The sequence below is a fragment of the Kosakonia sp. CFBP8986 genome, assembly GCF_034044935.1.
GTDB classification, from domain to species: domain Bacteria; phylum Pseudomonadota; class Gammaproteobacteria; order Enterobacterales; family Enterobacteriaceae; genus Kosakonia; species Kosakonia cowanii.
Genome location: NZ_JAXCXB010000003.1, coordinates 61,237 through 78,836 on the forward strand (window position 1 = coordinate 61,237; position 17,600 = coordinate 78,836).

18 protein-coding genes are annotated in these 17,600 nt (G+C 56.0%); 12 read left to right on the top strand and 6 right to left on the bottom strand.

Going from position 1 to position 17,600, the window contains the following annotated elements:
- The first annotated feature begins 144 nt into the window (after positions 1 to 144).
- From aphA to SOM48_RS07090, 3 genes are all read left to right on the top strand, one after another.
- A complete protein-coding gene (gene aphA, locus SOM48_RS07080; protein WP_313354815.1) occupies positions 145 to 855 on the top strand; it encodes an acid phosphatase AphA in 711 nt (236 codons plus the stop codon).
- 99 nt (positions 856 to 954) lie between these two features.
- On the top strand, positions 955 to 1,371 hold the full coding sequence (locus SOM48_RS07085) for a secondary thiamine-phosphate synthase enzyme YjbQ (RefSeq protein WP_320511693.1): 417 nt from the start codon (positions 955 to 957) through the stop codon (positions 1,369 to 1,371).
- A 3-nt stretch (positions 1,372 to 1,374) separates the two neighbouring features.
- On the top strand, positions 1,375 to 1,728 hold the full coding sequence (locus SOM48_RS07090; protein WP_054804259.1) for an MmcQ/YjbR family DNA-binding protein: 354 nt from the start codon (positions 1,375 to 1,377) through the stop codon (positions 1,726 to 1,728).
- On the opposite strand, the gene uvrA is transcribed toward SOM48_RS07090, so the two are convergent.
- Entirely contained in the window at positions 1,729 to 4,554 is a 2,826-nt protein-coding gene (gene uvrA / locus SOM48_RS07095) for an excinuclease ABC subunit UvrA (protein ID WP_042712659.1), read from the bottom strand.
- Between the two features lie 256 nt (positions 4,555 to 4,810).
- Between uvrA and ssb1 the strand changes: the two genes are divergently transcribed.
- Entirely contained in the window at positions 4,811 to 5,344 is a 534-nt protein-coding gene (gene ssb1, locus SOM48_RS07100; RefSeq protein ID WP_054804260.1) for a single-stranded DNA-binding protein SSB1, read from the top strand.
- A gap of 65 nt (positions 5,345 to 5,409) precedes the next feature.
- Here the strand turns inward: ssb1 and SOM48_RS07105 are convergent, their stop codons facing one another.
- Positions 5,410 to 5,952 (bottom strand): chorismate mutase, encoded by a 543-nt coding sequence (locus SOM48_RS07105; RefSeq protein WP_320511694.1) that lies wholly within the window; start codon positions 5,950 to 5,952, stop codon positions 5,410 to 5,412.
- A 250-nt stretch (positions 5,953 to 6,202) separates the two neighbouring features.
- Between SOM48_RS07105 and SOM48_RS07110 the strand changes: the two genes are divergently transcribed.
- From SOM48_RS07110 to SOM48_RS07125, 4 genes are all read left to right on the top strand, one after another.
- Positions 6,203 to 6,331, top strand: a complete 129-nt coding sequence (locus tag SOM48_RS07110) for a hypothetical protein (protein WP_255563494.1) — start codon at positions 6,203 to 6,205, stop codon at positions 6,329 to 6,331.
- A gap of 224 nt (positions 6,332 to 6,555) precedes the next feature.
- A complete protein-coding gene (locus tag SOM48_RS07115; RefSeq protein WP_076769045.1) occupies positions 6,556 to 8,151 on the top strand; it encodes a glycosyl hydrolase family 18 protein in 1,596 nt (531 codons plus the stop codon).
- 22 nt (positions 8,152 to 8,173) lie between these two features.
- The gene (locus SOM48_RS07120; protein WP_320511695.1) at positions 8,174 to 8,611 is read left to right on the top strand and encodes a hypothetical protein; all 438 of its coding nucleotides are present in this window, start codon (positions 8,174 to 8,176) and stop codon (positions 8,609 to 8,611) included.
- A gap of 362 nt (positions 8,612 to 8,973) precedes the next feature.
- Positions 8,974 to 10,437 (top strand): SulP family inorganic anion transporter, encoded by a 1,464-nt coding sequence (locus tag SOM48_RS07125; RefSeq protein ID WP_054804265.1) that lies wholly within the window; start codon positions 8,974 to 8,976, stop codon positions 10,435 to 10,437.
- Positions 10,438 to 10,442: 5 nt separating this feature from the next.
- Here the strand turns inward: SOM48_RS07125 and SOM48_RS07130 are convergent, their stop codons facing one another.
- The 3 genes from SOM48_RS07130 to SOM48_RS07140 are packed head-to-tail and all read right to left on the bottom strand — an operon-like array spanning position 10,443 to position 12,987.
- Complete coding sequence (locus tag SOM48_RS07130; RefSeq protein WP_076769044.1) at positions 10,443 to 11,213, bottom strand: inositol monophosphatase family protein; 771 nt, start codon at positions 11,211 to 11,213, stop codon at positions 10,443 to 10,445.
- A gap of 9 nt (positions 11,214 to 11,222) precedes the next feature.
- Positions 11,223 to 12,233 carry a LacI family DNA-binding transcriptional regulator gene (locus SOM48_RS07135; RefSeq protein ID WP_288881610.1) on the bottom strand — a complete coding sequence of 337 codons (1,011 nt, stop codon included), beginning with the start codon at positions 12,231 to 12,233 and terminating at the stop codon, positions 11,223 to 11,225.
- Entirely contained in the window at positions 12,226 to 12,987 is a 762-nt protein-coding gene (locus SOM48_RS07140) for an MBL fold metallo-hydrolase (protein ID WP_320511696.1), read from the bottom strand. The genes SOM48_RS07135 and SOM48_RS07140 overlap by 8 nt, the downstream gene beginning before the upstream one ends.
- 152 nt (positions 12,988 to 13,139) lie before the next feature.
- Between SOM48_RS07140 and SOM48_RS07145 the strand changes: the two genes are divergently transcribed.
- Genes SOM48_RS07145 through SOM48_RS07160 form a run of 4 tightly spaced genes read left to right on the top strand, consistent with a single transcriptional unit; the run spans position 13,140 to position 17,020 of the window.
- Positions 13,140 to 14,129 carry an ABC transporter ATP-binding protein gene (locus SOM48_RS07145; protein ID WP_288881615.1) on the top strand — a complete coding sequence of 330 codons (990 nt, stop codon included), beginning with the start codon at positions 13,140 to 13,142 and terminating at the stop codon, positions 14,127 to 14,129.
- A 34-nt stretch (positions 14,130 to 14,163) separates the two neighbouring features.
- Positions 14,164 to 15,312 carry an ABC transporter substrate-binding protein gene (locus SOM48_RS07150; protein ID WP_042712672.1) on the top strand — a complete coding sequence of 383 codons (1,149 nt, stop codon included), beginning with the start codon at positions 14,164 to 14,166 and terminating at the stop codon, positions 15,310 to 15,312.
- A 56-nt stretch (positions 15,313 to 15,368) separates the two neighbouring features.
- The gene (locus tag SOM48_RS07155; protein ID WP_313354801.1) at positions 15,369 to 16,202 is read left to right on the top strand and encodes an ABC transporter permease; all 834 of its coding nucleotides are present in this window, start codon (positions 15,369 to 15,371) and stop codon (positions 16,200 to 16,202) included.
- Entirely contained in the window at positions 16,199 to 17,020 is an 822-nt protein-coding gene (locus tag SOM48_RS07160; protein WP_139966811.1) for an ABC transporter permease, read from the top strand. The genes SOM48_RS07155 and SOM48_RS07160 overlap by 4 nt, the downstream gene beginning before the upstream one ends.
- 36 nt (positions 17,021 to 17,056) lie before the next feature.
- Here SOM48_RS07160 and SOM48_RS07165 read toward each other — a convergent pair whose 3' ends face one another.
- On the bottom strand, positions 17,057 to 17,338 hold the full coding sequence (locus SOM48_RS07165; RefSeq protein WP_023478396.1) for a YjcB family protein: 282 nt from the start codon (positions 17,336 to 17,338) through the stop codon (positions 17,057 to 17,059).
- Positions 17,339 to 17,600: the final 262 nt, after the last annotated feature.

The following is a 17,600-nucleotide window of genomic DNA, read 5'->3' on the forward strand; positions in this document are numbered from 1 at the left end:
CGATCGGGCAGAGGGTGACCCACCAATGCTGGCGGATTTACCAGAAAAAACTTTGTTTCGCCTCGCCCTGCGGTTATGGTCACTCAGGTTTAAGACTATTCACCTCATTTATAAAAACTAAAGCATTAAGAAGCAGGGAAAATTATGCAAAAGTTCAGACACGCGTTCGGCGCGCTCTGCCTGTGGGCGGCCTTTAGCAGCGCGGCGGTTTACGCCTCGGTGCCGACGCCGGTTTCAACGGGCACTAACGTTGCAAAACTCTCTGAGCAGGCCGCGGTACACTGGGTTTCCGTAGCGCAAATCGAAAGCTCGCTGGTTGAACGCCCGCCAATGGCGGTAGGGTTTGATATCGACGATACCGTGCTCTTCTCCAGCCCCGGCTTCTGGCGCGGCAAGAAAACCTGGTCGCCGGATAGCGATGCCTATCTGCACAACCCGGAATTCTGGGAAAAGATGAATAACGGCTGGGATGAGTTCAGCATTCCCAAAGAGGTCGCGCGCCAGCTGATCGCCATGCACGTTAAACGTGGCGATACCATTTTCTTTATCACCGGCCGTAGCCAGACTAAAACCGAGACGGTGAGCAAAACTCTGCAGGATGATTTTCATATTCCCGCTGCCAATATGAACCCGGTGATTTTTGCCGGCGATCAGCCGGGCCAGAACAACAAGGTGCAGTGGCTGAAGGACAAAAAAATCCGCATCTATTACGGCGACTCTGACGGTGACATCACCGCCGCGCGTGAAAGCGAAGCGCGCCCGATCCGCGTGCTGCGCGCCGCGAACTCAACCTACCAACCACTGCCGCAGGCCGGTGCGTTTGGTGAAGAGGTGATTGTCGACTCCGACTATTAATCCAGCGCCCTTTTTTAGAGAAAAAAAGGGCGTCGGGTTTCCCCTTTTGGCTACATGCTGCACACTTACAGAGGTTCATTTTTTGATAAGGAGCAGTTTATGTGGCATCAACAGACGCTTACGCTTAGCCAGAAATCGCGCGGCTTCCACCTGATCACTGATGAGGTGCTGGGGCAGGTTACTGCGCTTAAGAGCGTGAAAACCGGTTTGTTGCACCTGCTGCTTCAGCACACGTCCGCTTCTCTCACCCTGAATGAAAATTGCGATCCCACGGTGCGCCAGGATATGGAGCGCCACTTTTTACGTGCTGTGCCGGACAGCGCGCCCTATGAGCATGATTATGAAGGGCCGGATGATATGCCTGCGCATATCAAATCATCGACGCTTGGCGTGTCGCTGATGCTGCCCGTGCAGAATGGGCGCGTGTTGCTGGGGACATGGCAGGGGATCTGGCTGGGAGAGCATCGCATCCACGGCGGTTCGCGGCGGATTATCGCGACACTACAAGGGGAATAAACGATGACAATTTCGGAGTTACTGCAATATTGCATGGCCAAGCCTGGCGCGGAGCAGAGCGTGCACAGCGACTGGAAAGCGACGCAGATTAAGGTCGCCGACGTGCTGTTTGCGATGGTGAAAGAGATTGAGGATCGCCCGGCGGTCGCGCTGAAAACCAGCCCGGCGCTGGCGGAACTGCTGCGCGATCAGCACAGCGATGTGCGCCCCAGCCGCCATCTGAATAAAGCGCACTGGAGCACGGTCTATCTGGACGGCACTTTGCCAGACTCGCAAATCTACTACCTGGTGGACGCCTCGTATCAGCAGGCGATGGAGCTGGTGCCGGAGGGGATCCGGCAACAGCTCTCCGTCTGACTAGCTGAGCAGCGGTTTCAGGAACCGTGCCGTGTGCGACGCTTCGCATTCGGCGACGGTTTCCGGCGTGCCGGAGACGAGGATCTCGCCGCCGCCGCTGCCGCCTTCTGGCCCCAGGTCGACAATCCAGTCTGCGGTTTTCACCACGTCGAGGTTGTGCTCAATCACCACGATGGTGTTGCCCTGATCGCGCAGCTGATGCAGCACCTCAAGCAGTTGCTGAATATCGGCGAAGTGCAGACCGGTGGTCGGCTCATCAAGAATATAGAGCGTCTGCCCGGTGCCGCGTTTCGACAGCTCACGCGCCAGTTTCACGCGCTGCGCTTCACCACCGGAAAGGGTGGTGGCCGACTGGCCGAGACGAATATAGGTCAGGCCGACATCCATCAGCGTTTGCAGCTTACGCGCCAGCGCCGGAACCGCGTCGAAGAACTCACGCGCTTCTTCAATGGTCATATCCAGCACTTCGTGGATGGTCTTGCCCTTGTATTTAATCTCCAGCGTTTCGCGGTTATAGCGCTTGCCTTTGCACTGGTCGCACGGCACGTAGATATCCGGCAGGAAGTGCATTTCGACTTTGATCACGCCATCGCCCTGGCACGCTTCACAGCGCCCGCCGCGGACGTTAAAGCTGAAGCGACCCGGCGTATAGCCGCGTGAACGGGACTCCGGCACGCCGGCGAAGAGTTCACGCACGGGCGTAAAGACGCCGGTGTAGGTCGCCGGGTTGGAGCGCGGCGTACGGCCAATCGGGCTCTGGTCAATATCGATTACTTTGTCGAAGTGCTCCAGCCCCTGAATATCGCGATAAGGCGCAGGCTCGGCAATCGTCGCGCCGTTAAGCTGGCGCTGGGCGAGCGGGAAGAGCGTATCGTTAATCAGCGTCGATTTGCCGGAGCCGGAAACGCCGGTAATACAGGTAAAGAGGCCGACCGGCAGCGTCAGCGTCACATCCTTCAGGTTGTTGCCGCGTGCGCCACTCAGCTTCAGCACGCGCTGCGGATCGGCTTTCACACGCTCTTTCGGCACTTCAATTTTGCGTTTGCCACTCATGAACTGGCCGGTCAGCGATTCCGGCACCGCCATGATTGCTTCCAGCGGGCCTTCCGCGACCACCTGGCCGCCGTGCACACCGGCACCAGGACCGATATCGATCACGTGATCCGCGGCGCGGATAGCATCTTCGTCGTGCTCAACCACAATCACCGTGTTACCGAGGTTACGCAGGTGCACAAGAGTGCCAAGCAGACGTTCGTTATCGCGCTGGTGCAGGCCGATAGAAGGCTCATCCAGCACGTACATGACGCCGACCAGGCCTGCGCCAATCTGGCTGGCCAGACGAATACGCTGCGCTTCACCGCCGGAGAGGGTCTCTGCCGAGCGGGAAAGCGTCAGGTAGTTCAGGCCGACGTTAACGAGAAATTTCAGACGATCGCCAATCTCTTTGAGCACTTTTTCAGCGATTTTTGCACGCTGACCGGAAAGTTTGAGGTTGGTGAAGAAGTCCATCGCATGACCGATGCTCATATCAGAGATGGTCGGCAGCGGCGTATCTTCAACGTAAACATGGCGCGCTTCGCGACGCAGACGCGTCCCTTCGCAGGTGGCGCAAGGGCGGTTGCTGATAAATTTCGCCAGCTCTTCGCGCACCGCGCTCGATTCGGTCTCTTTGTAGCGGCGCTCCATATTGTGCAGCACGCCTTCAAACGGATGGCGGCGCACGGAGGTGTCGCCGCGATCGTTCATGTATTTGAACTCAATCGACTCTTTGCCGGAACCTGCCAGAATCACTTTCTGCACGTTGGCGCTGAGGCTTTCCCACGGCGCTTCGACGTCGAATTTGTAGTGCTCTGAGAGCGACTTCAGCATCTGGAAATAGTAGAAGTTACGGCGATCCCAGCCGCGGATAGCGCCGCCAGCCAGCGACAGCTCCGGGTTCTGGATCACGCGGTCAGGGTCAAAATATTGCTGAACGCCAAGACCGTCGCAGGTCGGGCAGGCGCCCGCCGGGTTATTGAACGAGAAGAGACGCGGCTCCAGTTCGCGCATGCTGTAGCCGCAAATCGGGCAGGCGAAGTTCGCCGAGAAGAGCAGCTCTTCGGCTTTAGGATCGTCCATATCGGCAACGATGGCCGTACCGCCCGAAAGCTCCAGCGCGGTTTCAAAGGATTCCGCCAGGCGCTGCGTGAGATCGTCGCGCACTTTGAAGCGGTCAATCACCACTTCAATGGTGTGTTTCTTTTGCAGTTCGAGGCTCGGCGGATCGGAGAGATCGCACACTTCGCCGTCGATACGGGCGCGGATATAGCCCTGGCCTGCCAGGTTTTCGAGGGTTTTGGTGTGCTCGCCTTTACGCTCTTTGATCACCGGTGCCAGCAGCATCAGGCGCTTGCCTTCCGGCTGCGACAGCACGTTATCCACCATCTGGCTGACGGTTTGCGCCGCCAGCGGCACGCCGTGATCCGGGCAGCGCGGCTCACCAACGCGTGCGTAAAGCAGGCGCAGGTAATCGTGAATTTCGGTTATGGTGCCGACGGTGGAACGCGGGTTATGCGATGTCGACTTCTGTTCAATAGAGATGGCAGGCGAGAGACCTTCAATGTGGTCAACGTCCGGTTTTTCCATCAACGACAGGAACTGGCGGGCATACGCAGAGAGCGATTCGACGTAGCGACGCTGCCCTTCTGCATAGAGCGTATCGAAAGCCAGCGAGGATTTGCCCGAACCCGACAGCCCGGTGACAACAATCAGTTTGTCGCGAGGGATGACGAGGTTGATGTTTTTGAGATTATGGGTGCGCGCGCCCCGAACTTCTATCTTATCCAATCCATTCACCTTTTACCCGGTGGAACACGTAATGCCCGGTGTGTTTGAAGGACAACCGGCGATCACAAACGGCTAATTATGACACAAATTAACCTGAATGAATATACAGTATAGGAATGCAACTTCCGCGTAAGTGTGTAAAATACGCACTTCGCGGACGATGTCTGGAACCTGCTTCGCAGCTATCAAAATGCTACGTGGAAATGGTACACTCGCGCGTTTACACTACTACGAAACGATTTCAGGAGACACGATCATGGCCAGCAGAGGCGTAAACAAGGTTATTCTCGTCGGTAATCTGGGCCAGGACCCGGAAGTACGCTATATGCCGAGTGGTGGCGCAGTTGCCAACATTACGCTGGCTACGTCCGAATCGTGGCGTGACAAGGCGACTGGCGAGATGAAAGAGCAGACCGAGTGGCACCGCGTTGTGCTGTTCGGCAAGCTGGCGGAAGTTGCCGGTGAGTATCTGCGTAAAGGTTCTCAGGTCTATATCGAAGGCCAGCTGCGCACCCGCAAATGGACCGATCAGTCCGGCCAGGAAAAGTACACGACCGAAGTGGTGGTGAACGTTGGTGGCACCATGCAGATGCTGGGCGGTCGCCAGGGCGGCGGCGGTGCACCGGCAGGTGGCGGCCAGCAGCAGGGCGGTTGGGGTCAGCCTCAGCAGCCGCAGGGCAACAACAACCAGTTCAGCGGCGGCGCGCAGTCTCGTCCGCAGCAGCAGTCTGCCCCGGCACCGTCTAACAACGAACCGCCGATGGATTTCGACGACGATATCCCGTTCTGATTTAGCGCCTTTCTCTGGCGTCGTAATATGAACGAGAAGACCCCGCTCCGGCGGGGTCTTTTGCTTTACACTTTCAGCGAAATCGATTCCAGCGCACGCCACATATGCGCTTTATCCTGCTCAGTCAAATTGTGCTGCTGCACCGTGCGCATAAACTCCTCTTTATCGGCATCGGTCAACTTGCCGCTGGCTTTCAGGCGTTCCGCCACTTTGCGCAGAATACGATCGCTCAGCTCGCTTATCTGTTTTCGCACCTCATCCAGCGGACGCGGCTGCCAGTTTGTCTCCGGTGTCGCCAGCCAGTCGGCACGGTAGCGGTACTGAATCGCTTTCGCGGCATCCATTTGCGCCTGAATAAAGGGCTTCACGCTCTCACCATCCAGCCCCAGCGCCTCGGCGTCGATAACGGCGCGCGCCAGCACTTTCTGCTCCTGTGCCAAATCTTCTATGGCCTGGTGCTGCTGTGCCTTAGCGCCTGCGACATCTTTCATCCATGACAGCCGCTCGTTAATCAGTTTGCCGAGTGAGGCATCGGCCGTGACAGCCGCAGCGGCGGAAAAGCTGAGCGTGGCGAGCATCACCACGGCGGAGTAAAACTTGTAGTCCATAATCACTCTCCGAAGTCGATAGATGGGCGTGTATCTCAAGTTGCAGTGCGCGCTTCCTGTTAAACCACCGTGTCAGGCAAAGGAGCCTCTCACATCCTGTGGCGGCGTGATTATATTAAAAACTTGTAATCACGAAATGAAATTACCGTTTCGTTTTATTACACCGTTAACAATGTCCGCTGGTGCAAGTGCCTGAAATAGCGCACGCTTAAGCGGCCACACTTTTTCGGCAAGCAGGAGGCAAATCGCGATGAAAACCCGGGTCACGCTTATCGTTATCATCACTCTGTTGCTGATGCTTTTTCTCAGCCTTTCACACAGCGATCTGGCAATGGAAATCCGCACTTTCCTGCGCGCACTACTGCGTGCCATGTTCTGATAAATAAAAAACGGTACGAAACAGAGCATACGTATATCTGGCACAATAACTCACTTATCCAGAAAATTCTTTATCACAATAAAATTCGCCAAATAAATAGCAGAATCTTCCTGTCACTTAAATAATGAAATTATCCTGGTAGCCTTTAATATGATTTTCATTGTTTGTACTTTGCACCCGATATTTATCATTCGATCTGCGTGGATCATATTTAAGGGATTATCATGAAAAGCATATTTAAGATGAATAATGTTTTCGCCTCGCTGGCGCTGGCGGGGATGGTGGGCGTGAGCGGCCCTGTATTCGCTAACACCGATTACGCCGATACCATGCCCTCCATTGAAGGCAAAAAATTATTAGTCGGCTACTGGCACAACTGGGATCAGGGTTTTTCCGGCGATTATGAGCAGGGCTACCCGCTGAAGCTGGCATTAAAAGATACGCCGAAAGCCTTTAACGTGGTAATGGCCTCCTTTATGAAGTCGTCAGATGGCAAAAGTATGCCGACTTTTATCCCCTACTACGGCACCGATCAAAGCTTCCGCGCGGAAGTGGCGGCGCTGAATGAGCGCGGCCAGGCGGTGTTGTTATCCCTTGGCGGCGCGGATGCGCATATTGAGCTGCACGAAGCCAATGGCGATACGCAACATTTTGCCGACGAAATTATCCGACTGGTTGATTTATATGGCTTCGACGGTCTGGATATCGATCTCGAACAGAGCGCGATTAAAAAAGCGGATAACGAAACCGTTATTCCGGCGGCGCTGAAAAAAGTGCGTGACCATTATCAACAGCAGGGTAAACACTTTATTATCAGTATGGCGCCAGAAATTCCCTATCTGACCAAAGCGAATCCGCAGTACCAGAAATACATTAACAGCCTCGAAGGGTATTACGACTTTATCGCACCGCAGTTCTATAACCAGGGCGCGTTTGGGATTGGTTTTCAGCCAGACGACACCACGAAAGATGGCTGGTGGGTGAATTACGCGCAGAATGACGACAGCAAAAAATATGAGTTTCTCTACCACTTCAGCAAAGAGATCATTACCGACAAGCACGGCCTCTCTGCGGTAAAAATCCCTTCCAGCAAATTAGTCATCGGCCTGCCGAGTAATGGCGCTGCTGCCGCGACCGGGTTTGTTAAAACCCCGCAGGATGTTTACCGCCTCTTCGCCGATATGGAAAAAGAGGGGCTGCCGCTCAGAGGGTTAATGACCTGGTCCATCAACTGGGATGAGGGCGAAAACGTTAACCATGTGCCTTACAACGGGCAGTTCCGCAAAGCCTACACACAGCTGATCCACGACGGCAGCGTGATTGAGACGCCGGAGAAAGACACCACTGCGCCGGGCGTACCCACAGGGCTGAACGCGCAGGCGACCGCCACCAGCGTGCATCTGACCTGGAAAGCCTCCACCGATAGCGGCTCGGGCGTGGATCACTATGAAGTGTTCCGCAATCAGCAGAAAGTGGCTGATGCCAGCGGTAATACCTATACCGATGACGATCTGACGGCGAACAGTAACTACGCCTACAGCGTAAATGCCATTGATAAGGCGGGGAATAAATCCCTTCTGTCGGCGGTATTAAACGTTATGACAACCGATCACGGTGACGATACGCCGGATCAGCAGAGCTACCCGAAATATGCTGCCGGCCATGCGTATAAAGCCGGAGATATTGTGCTCGGCAGCGACAATCATTTGTATCAGTGCAAACCCTATCCCTACACCGGCTGGTGTGCAGGGCTTGCCAGCGCCTACGCGCCGGGTGCCGGTAGCGCCTGGCAGATGGCCTGGGATAAGGTCGTGAAATAGAGTTGCCTGGAACCGTGCTTCCATGGACGGAGGCACACCCCTGCGCGGTTTTAATCAAATACTCGATCGCAGTTCAGCAAAAGCGCTGCTTGATATTGCCACGGATAGCGGCGGTGATGACGATATCCGCATCGAAGCGGTAAAGATCGTCGGCTTATATCATGGCGAGTATGACGATGCGTTTATTAAAGAGGCGCTGGTTCAGATAATTAATCATGATGCTATTGAAGATGACAGCCTGATTGTCAACTGCATTAATACCCTTACGTTATTAACTGTGAATGAGAAAGAGATCGCCTTTGCGCTGAGCATTATTCAGGGGGACGCTTACATCCTGTTTAAACACGCTGCGTTCTCGCTGATTTGTCAGAATAAACAGCAGTCTGCGGCGCTTGAAGCACTGGAGGTTCTGCTCAAAGATAGTGATTTTTGCCGCCATGCAAAGCGGGAGCTAACATAACTCCCTGCAAATGGCAGTGTCTCTAATAAAGTAATTATTGCTTATAATCAAACAGCGCAGTGATATAACTTTATTATCATCTGGTTAAATGCCGGAATTAAACCCTACTGTTTATCAAGTTATCAATAAGCTCAATATTTTCTTGATATCTGTATATTTCGCGCGAATTTATTTTTCATAATTTTACATTCAGACTTTTTTTACTAATTTAAATCCACAATAAGATTTTCCTTAGGATTATATTTCCGCCGACAGTGCTAGTAGTAAAAGTTCCCGCATCAAACCAGCCAGATTTTGTTCACCGTCTATAAGGGAGTCGCACTGTGAAAAGGTTAAAACCGTTGCTGGCCCGTTCTCTTCCCATCGCCACATTGCGCCAGGATACCCTGGCAGGCGTGGTCGTTTTTCTGGTGGCGCTGCCACTCTGCCTGGGCATCGCCCACGCCAGCGGGCTACCGCCCTTTGTTGGCCTGCTAACCGGGATCATCGGCGGGCTACTGGTCACCGCGCTAAGTCCGTCGCGTTTTGCCGTCAGCGGCCCGGCTGCCGGGCTGGTAACCATTGTCGTGGCTTCGGTGGAGTCGCTCGGCTCCTTCTCCGCTTTTCTCTTCGCACTGGTGCTGGCAGGCGTGCTGCAACTGGCGATGGGCCTGCTGCGCGCCGGGCGGTTTATCGGGCTGGTGCCCGGTAGCGTGATTAAGGGGATGCTGGCGGCGATCGGTTTGTTGCTGATTATGCAGCAGATCCCGGTCGCGCTTGGTGAAGTTGAGGAGAGCGGTTTAGGCCAGCTCTTCAGCGGTGACTTTACCGTTTCGCTGACCTCGTTATTCGTCGCGGCAGGCGGTTTGCTCCTGTTATGGGGATGGGACTCGGCGGCAATGAAGCGGATCAAAAGTCTGAGCTGGATCCCCGGACCGCTAGTGGCGGTGCTGCTCGGCAGCGTGATGGTGATTGCCTTGAGCTACTTTGCGCCGCATCTGCTTCCCGCGTTACCGCGCATCACCCTGCCGGAGTTTGGCTCCCTTAACGATCTGATGGCCGAACTGGAGGGGCCGGACTGGAGCGCCTGGCAAAACCCGGCGGTCTACACGGTCGCGATCACGCTGGCGCTGGTAGCCAGCCTCGAAACCCTGCTCAGCCAGGAGGCGCTGAAGAAGCTGCGCCCGCAGAACCCGCCGCCGTCGCCGGATAAAGAGCTGGTGGCGCAGGGCGCGGGTAACCTGCTCTCAGGCCTGGTGGGCGCAATGCCGATCACCGCAGTGATTGTGCGCAGTTCGGTCAACGTCAGCAACGGCGCGCAAAGTAAGTTCTCGGTGCTGCTGCACGGCGTACTGCTGCTGGTGTGTGGTCTCTGGTTTGGCGAGCTGTTATCGGTGATCCCGCTGGCAAGCCTTGCCGCTGTGCTGCTCTACACCGGCTATAAGCTGGCGACACCGCGCCTCTTTATCGAGCAGTTTCGCGCCGGGTATCAACAGTATGTGCCGTTTCTTACCACCGTCGCGGGGATTATTGTTTTCGGTATGTTGATGGGGATTGCGCTGGGGCTGGCGGTGCAGATGGCGCTTAGCCTCTACCACTGCCATCGCAATGCGTTGCAGCTTGCACGTCGGGGCGATCACTATGTGCTGCGCATTCAGCAGAACCTGACCTTTTTGCATAACCCCCGTCTACAGGCATTACTGGCGAAGATCCCGGAGCGCAGCGTGGTGGTGGTTGAGCATGAGAATGTCGATTACTTCGATCCGGATGTGAAAGCGGTGCTGCGGGAGTTTGCCAAAACCGCGCCGCAGCGCGGAATCGATCTCAACCAGTGGCCTGCCCGCTAAGTAAGTTACTTCCCTGACGGCAGCAGCAGCGGTTGCAGCTGCTGCCACACTGCTGGCGTGGCGGCCCACGCCGTGTTGCCGTTGGTTAAGCCATCATTAGCAAGAAAGTCGTTGTGCCGACCGCCCGCTTCACTGATCAGCACCAGCCCGGCCAGCGCGTCCCAGCTGTGCAGGTGCGCTTCGTAATAGCCGTGCACCAGCCCTGCGGCGACGTGCGCCAGCATCAGCGCACCGGCGCCAAACCGGCGGTGTTCCACGCCCTGATCGAGCAGTTTTTCCAGCGCATCGGTATATTCACGCGGCGCGCGGCGGCTTGAGCGCCCGACGCCGAGTACCACGGCATCCGGCGAGGGTTCTGTCAGGGTCAAGCGGCGATCGTTGAGGAACGCGCCGTGGCCCGCGCGGGCAAAGAAAAACTCTTCGCGATCTGGCGCGTAGATAATGCCAAGCTCGATGCGGTTATCGTGCACCCAGGCGACGGAGATGCACCAGTAATCCATACCAAGAATGAAGTTGGTGGTGCCATCAATCGGGTCGATAACCCATGTTCCCTCGCTGCCCGGCTCCAGCCCGCGCTCTTCGCCAAGCAGGCCGTCCTGCGGGCGCTGTGCCTTCAGCCACTCGCGCAGCTGCGTCTCGACATAAACATCCGCCTGCGAGACAAAATCCTGGCGACCTTTCTGCTCAACGGTCAGCCCTTTATCACGAAGCTGTTTGGCCTCAAGGCCGAGGCGGCGAATCAGCGCGCAGAGCGCGTGGGTAAACTCTTCTGTCATAGATAGCTCTTAGCCAATGCGTGGCGATGTGTGTCGATGAATAAGTTCCACCTTAACCCACTCGACGTGGGAAGGCTGCAACGGATTTTTCGCCCGCTCCAGCAGACGCGTCAGCGCACGGTGGGCGATCTCCGTGGTGTTTTGATGCAGTGTGGTTAACTGGTAGCTGAACTGCCCGCTTTGCGGCGTGTTATCAAAACCGATCAGATGGAAATCGTCCGGTGCCTGCTTGCCGCGCTGGCGCATGCCGTCGAGAAAGCCGCAAGCCAGCTGAGCGTTGGCGCAAAAAATGCCGTCGGGCAGCTCAGCGTCGTGCGCTAGCGCCGCCTGCCAACCGCCCGCATAACCCTCTTCATGCGCCATGATGATCTGCAGCTGCTGCGCCGTATCGACGCCGCCATCCTCTAAAGCCTGGGAGAAGGCCTCGCCCCGGCGGCGTCCCGCCCAGGTTGAGCCGTGAGTATTCAGCCAGCCGAAGCGACGACAGCCCGCGCTAAGCAGCTGTTCTGCTGCCAGCTGCGCCCCGGCGCGGTTATCGGAGCAGACAAAATCGACCAGCGGAATATCGGGGTCGCGGTTGATGCCCACCACCGGGATGTGCAGGTTAACGCACTCATTCACAATCGCTTGTGGAGGCTGGCCGGAGGTGACAATCACCCCCGAGACGCGAAACTGGGTAAAACGGCGCAGCGTGGCAACCAGATCCTGCTCGCCGGAAATCTCGGTGACCAGCGCCTGGTAGCCGCGCCGCTGAATTTCATGCAGCAGCTCCTCCAGCAGGCGGCTGCGAAACGGATCGGCAATACGCGCCACAATCACGCCAATCAGGTGGCTGCGCTGACGGTTTAAGCCCTGGGCAAGGAAATTGACCTGATAGCCCAGCTCCTGTGCGGCACGCAATACCCGCTCTTTCGTGGCGGGCGAGATACTGCCGTTGCTGCTCAGCGCCCGCGAAACCACCGCGCGGGAAACGCCTGCCCGTTTCGCCACATCCTCGGCGGTGACCGTCTGTTTAGCCATAATGGGCCGCCTGCTGGGTGAGAAGGTCAAACTGCCTGCCATCCTCGCTAAGAAACAGCCCCGGATAGGGTGCGCACGCCTCTGCTAATGCCGCAAGGGCAGCATCGTTGCAGTGGTATAAGCCGAGCGCTGGCAGATGCAATTGCTGATAGAGCGCCAGGCAATCGGGAAAGTCGCCATGGGAGGCGTCGCTGCCTAATGCCGTCAACGAGGCGCACTCCTGGAAGGCGAGGTCAGCATTGTGCATCAGGGCGATACTCTCTGCCGTCGGACGACCATCGCCGCTGTAAAAGAGCGCGCACCCATCAGCCTCAATACGCAGCGCGAGATTGGGAATTTCATGGTGGGTAAAGGCGGTGTGGATCTGCCAACCCTGCCAGTTAAACGCGGCTTCGCTGTCGCGCCACTCAATCGGAAAACCCAGTTCTGCCTGCGGCCAGTTTGCCAGGCTTGCCAGCTGCATCAGTACCGGGCGCTGCTCACGCTGCGACCAGATAATCAGCGGTTTACGCCGCTGAAAGCTTTTCCAGTGATTGAGCAGTGCCGTCAGGCCGATGCAGTGATCCGGGTGCACATGGGTAAAGTAGAGGGCGTCAATCTCGTTAATCTCCAGATTTCGCTGCCAGAGCGCGCGCGGAATAGTGGGGCCGCAGTCAATCAACCATTGGCGCCTCTTCCGGTCGATGACCCGAATAGCGGACGTATTTTGCTGCCGCGAAAAGGCGCTCCCGCACCCCAGCACATCTATTTTCATGTCGCCTCGCTAAAAAGCGTTATCACTTAATCAAATTGTCACAAATAGCGGACAAAGTAGGCTCACATCATGTCGCTACAAAGTTGCATTTTTTTTACAAATAAATGAACACGTGTTCATTGCTAAATAAGATGCGCAACAAGGGATCGCCCGTGAGTTATTTGCATATCGATAAACTAAAAATTTCCTATGGCGAGAAAGTGGTACTGCACGATATTCATTTATCCGTCGAAAAGGGTGAAATGATTGCGCTGCTTGGCCCCTCCGGCTGCGGAAAAACGACACTACTCAATGCATTATGCGGTTTTATCCCCGCGCAATCGGGTACGGTGGCAATTAACGATCGGGATATTACGCACCTCACGCCCGAGCAGAGAAATATCACCATGGTGTTCCAGAGTTATGCGCTTTGGCCTCACTTCACCGTGGCACAAAATATTGGTTATGGCCTCAAAGTGCGGCGCTGGAAAAAAGAGAATATCCAGCAGCGGGTACGGGAATTATTACGCATCGTCAATCTTGAACCCTATGCCGAGAGTAAAGTCACGGCCCTTTCCGGCGGCCAGCGTCAGCGTGTTGCCCTCGCCCGTGCGCTGGCGATAGAACCGGACGTGCTGGTGCTCGACGAGCCGTTATCAAACCTTGATGCCAAAGTGCGCCTCAATGTGCGCCATGAGATTAAAGCGCTGCAAAAGCGCCTCGGTTTTACCTCGCTGATTGTGACGCATGACCAGCAAGAGGCGCTGGTGATGGCCGATCGCATTGCGGTGCTCAATCAGGGGCGCATTGAGCAGATTGGCACACCAGAGGCGATCTATCACCACCCGGCCACGCCCTTCGTCGCGGATTTTATGGGGGCCGATAACTGCCTGATTGAACAACAGAGCAGCGATAAACGCCTCTATTTCCGCAGTGCAGATGTCCAGTTGCTGCCCGCAACCGCGCAATACGACTTGCCGCAGGGCCTGGTGCTCGAGGGCGTGGTGGAGGAGAGCGCGTTTCTGGGTCATCACTATCGCCACAGCGTGCGCTGCAACGGGCAGATCCTGCTTGCCGACGCAGAGCGGAGCTGGCCTGCGCAAACGCCGGTAAAACTGCATGTCCCGGCACCGGCGCTGCATCGCTTTGAGACCACTTTTTAATGCCAACCAACAGGGCTTCTTTTAGGGGAAAAACATGTCTGTAACAACGAAACTGGCGGTTATCGCCGCGCTCGGTCTGGGCGCTGTCGCGCAGGGCGCACAAGCTGAAACGGTGCTCAATGTGGCAACGGCAGGCGATCAGAATATGGTGGATTACGTAAAAACGTGGCTTGGGCCGAAGTTTGAAGCCGCACATCCTGGGGTAAAAGTGCAGGTTGTCGGCACCGGCCCGGGCGATGCCGGGTCGAACAAAATCCTCGAAAAGCTGAGCGCACAGCAGGCGAGCGGGGCGAAAAGCTGGGATATCGACGTTGCCGTTGTGCATCAGGCGGTCGGCGGTCAGCTGGTGGAGAAGGGGCTGCTGGAGAAGTATCGCGCAGCCATTAATACCGGTTCGCTGGTCAGCGCCGATAACGCGAAAAATGCGCTGGGCGTCAATGTTGATGGCTATGTGATGCCGATGTTCCTTAGCCAGACGGCGATTGCCTATAACAGCGACCTGGTGAGCACACCGCCGAAATCCTATGACGAGCTGGTGCAGTGGTCGGCGAAAAACCCGAAGGCATTTGGCTATAACGGCATTAAAAACGGCATGTCCGGCGTCAGTTTTGTGGTCGGTTGGATCTACGCCTACGGCACCGATGCCGCGCGCTTGTCGGCGCAACCCTACGATAAAAGCGTTGAAAAGAGTTGGGATCAGGCCTTCGCCAAACTGAAAGCGTTCAACCAGAACGTCACCTTCACACCGGGCAACGCCGGCACACTCGATATGCTGAGCCGGGGCGAGATCGCCATGGGGCCAGTATGGGTTGATATGTTCTACAGCTGGCGGGATCAGGGCAAGCTGCCGCCCTCCATCAAGCTGACGTTAATCGCGCCGGGTATGCCGGGCCAGCCGATGTACTACGTGGTGCCAGCTCACGCGGCGCAGGCCAAACTGGCGCAGGAGTTTATCGCGCTGGCGACCAGCCCGGAGGTGCAGGCGCAGGGGATTGTGAAGCAGTTCAACTGGTATCCGGGCATCGACGCGAAATATGTCAAAGAGAAACTGGATGCGGCGACCTGGCAGAAACTGTTCGCCGAGATCTCACCGGAAACGCTGAGCCGCTACGGTAAAAGCTTCCCCATTAATCAGTACTTTACCGATATCAAAGAGGGCTACGAGCGTCAGGTATCGAACTGATTAACCCCATGCCCGGATCGCCGATCCGGGCGTTTTTGTGACTATTCAGGTTTACCATGCGACATACGATGAAATCCCTTTTGCTGGTTGGCCCGGCAACGCTGACCATCGCGGTTTTGTTTCTCTGGCCGCTCGGCTATTCGCTGATCTCGGCTTTTACCGATGAGACCCATACGTTAACGCTGGCGCACTTTGCGAAGATGTTCTCGCTCTACTCCAGCGATATCCTGTTTACGGTGATCATTGTGCTGGTGTCGCTGGCGATCCTCGCACTGCTGTCGATAACGATTTCCGCCATCATTGTGCTCTCCCCCTGGCAGGGTATTGTCCGGGCGCTCGCTTTTCTCTACCGCCTGCCGCTCTTTATTCCCTTTATCGTTACGGCGCAGATGATGCGTACCTTTCTGGCGAAAAACGGTCTGATGAACAATGCGCTGGTGGCCGCCGGGCTGTTAACGCCGACAGAGACCACCTCGCTGCTCGGCTGGAGCGGGATCATTATTACTTTCGTCTGGAAACAGATGGCCTTCTCAACTCTGCTGATTTGCGGCGCGATGGCAGCAGTAGATCGCAGCCATATTCTGGCAGCGCAAAACCTCGGCGCGTCGCGCGTACGTATTCTGTTCGACATTATTCTGCCGCAGGTTTTACCGACCATCGGCGTGGCGATGGTGCTCTCGACCGTGACGATGATGTCGGTACTTTCGGTACCGTTGATGATTGGCACCGGCACGCCGACCATGATGACGGTGGATATGGCTTTTCGCGTCAACTCGTACGGTGATTACCCGGTCGCCAACGCGATGGGCGTGATCTCTTATCTGATTTGCGCCGCGCTGTCATGGTTCTATTTACGCCATACGTTGCAGGCAAAAGGGGAGCAGGCATGAACCGGTTACGGCAAAAAATTCGCGGCAGCTTTCTTTTACAAACGCTGCTGCTCACCTTTCTGGTGCTGGCGCTGTTCGGGCCGCTGCTTAATTTACTGATCTGGACGGTGGCGGAGAGCTGGTTTTTCCCCCATACGCTGCCGAGCCAGTGGGGGCTGAAGTACTGGAACCAGGTATTTAGCCCCTATAGCGACATCTCCGGTTCACTGGGGGTAAGCGTGCTGATTGCGCTGCTGTCGGTGCTGGTCTGTCTGCTGATTTCGGTGCCGGCGGGTTACGCGCTTGCGCAGCGAGGAATGCCGTGGCGCGCCTTCTTTATGCTGCTCTTTTTGATTCCGCAGGCCTTTCCGAATTTAACGGTCTATATGAATGTGGCGCGGCTTTTTTATCAGTGGGGATTAAACGGCACGATTGCCGGGGTGGTGCTGGTGCACAGCGTGCATGGGTTGATCTACTCAATCTGGATCAGCGTTGCGGCGTTTTCGTCACTCGATCCGCTGCTGGCGAGGGCATCGCGCAATCTGGGTGCCGGGCCGCTCTATACCTTTTTCCACATTACGCTGCCGCAGGCGGCGCCAGGGTTGATTGCGGCGAGTATCTTCGTCTTTCTGGAGTCGCTGGATGAGTTCACCGCCACCTTTTTTGTCGGCGCGCCGGATATCACCACCTTGCCGATCCTGCTCTATACCGCCAGCATGTCCGGGAATTATCAGATCTCGTCGATTACGGCGCTGATCCTGTTAGTGCCGTCGGTGCTCTTTATGCTGGTTATTCAGAAATTTATGCGCCCGGAGATGCTGTCAAAGCTGGGGAAATAGCGCTTTGCTGGGGGGATCATCCGGGCCGGCTGCTTATCAGGTCATCACCATCGGCCACTCTGGCGGTGCGTTGCGGGTCATCTCTTCCCACACCGACGCAAAGTGTTGCCAGATTTTGGCGAAATCCATCACCGACAGGCCAAGCAGGCCGGTGGCAAACCAGCAGGCGGCTGCCAGCCCCATGCCGCTGCTGATCACCGCAAGCCCAAAGTAATCTGAACGGCGAAAACGAATGTTCAGCGTACTGGCCATAAACATTAAAAGTGCGCTCAATAACTGCCAGCGGAACAGCACCACGCTGGTGGTAAGGGTTGCCATCTTACTATCCTCAGGAGAATCAAACACCTGGCGAGCAAAGGCCTGCGCAGCGCGCGAAAGCAGTTGTCCGTCGGGTTAACACAACAATGTAAAAGTGGGGTTCCGCATACACGGAATTTGTGAACTCTATCACATTTGTTGTTTTATTCACCAGTACAAAAAGAGAGCTTTTTTAGTTTTTTAAGTCGGCAAAAAGCGGGTCGCAACATTATCGTCGCCGGGTGAGATCGCGCGCATTAAATATTTGTATTTAACTTACTCT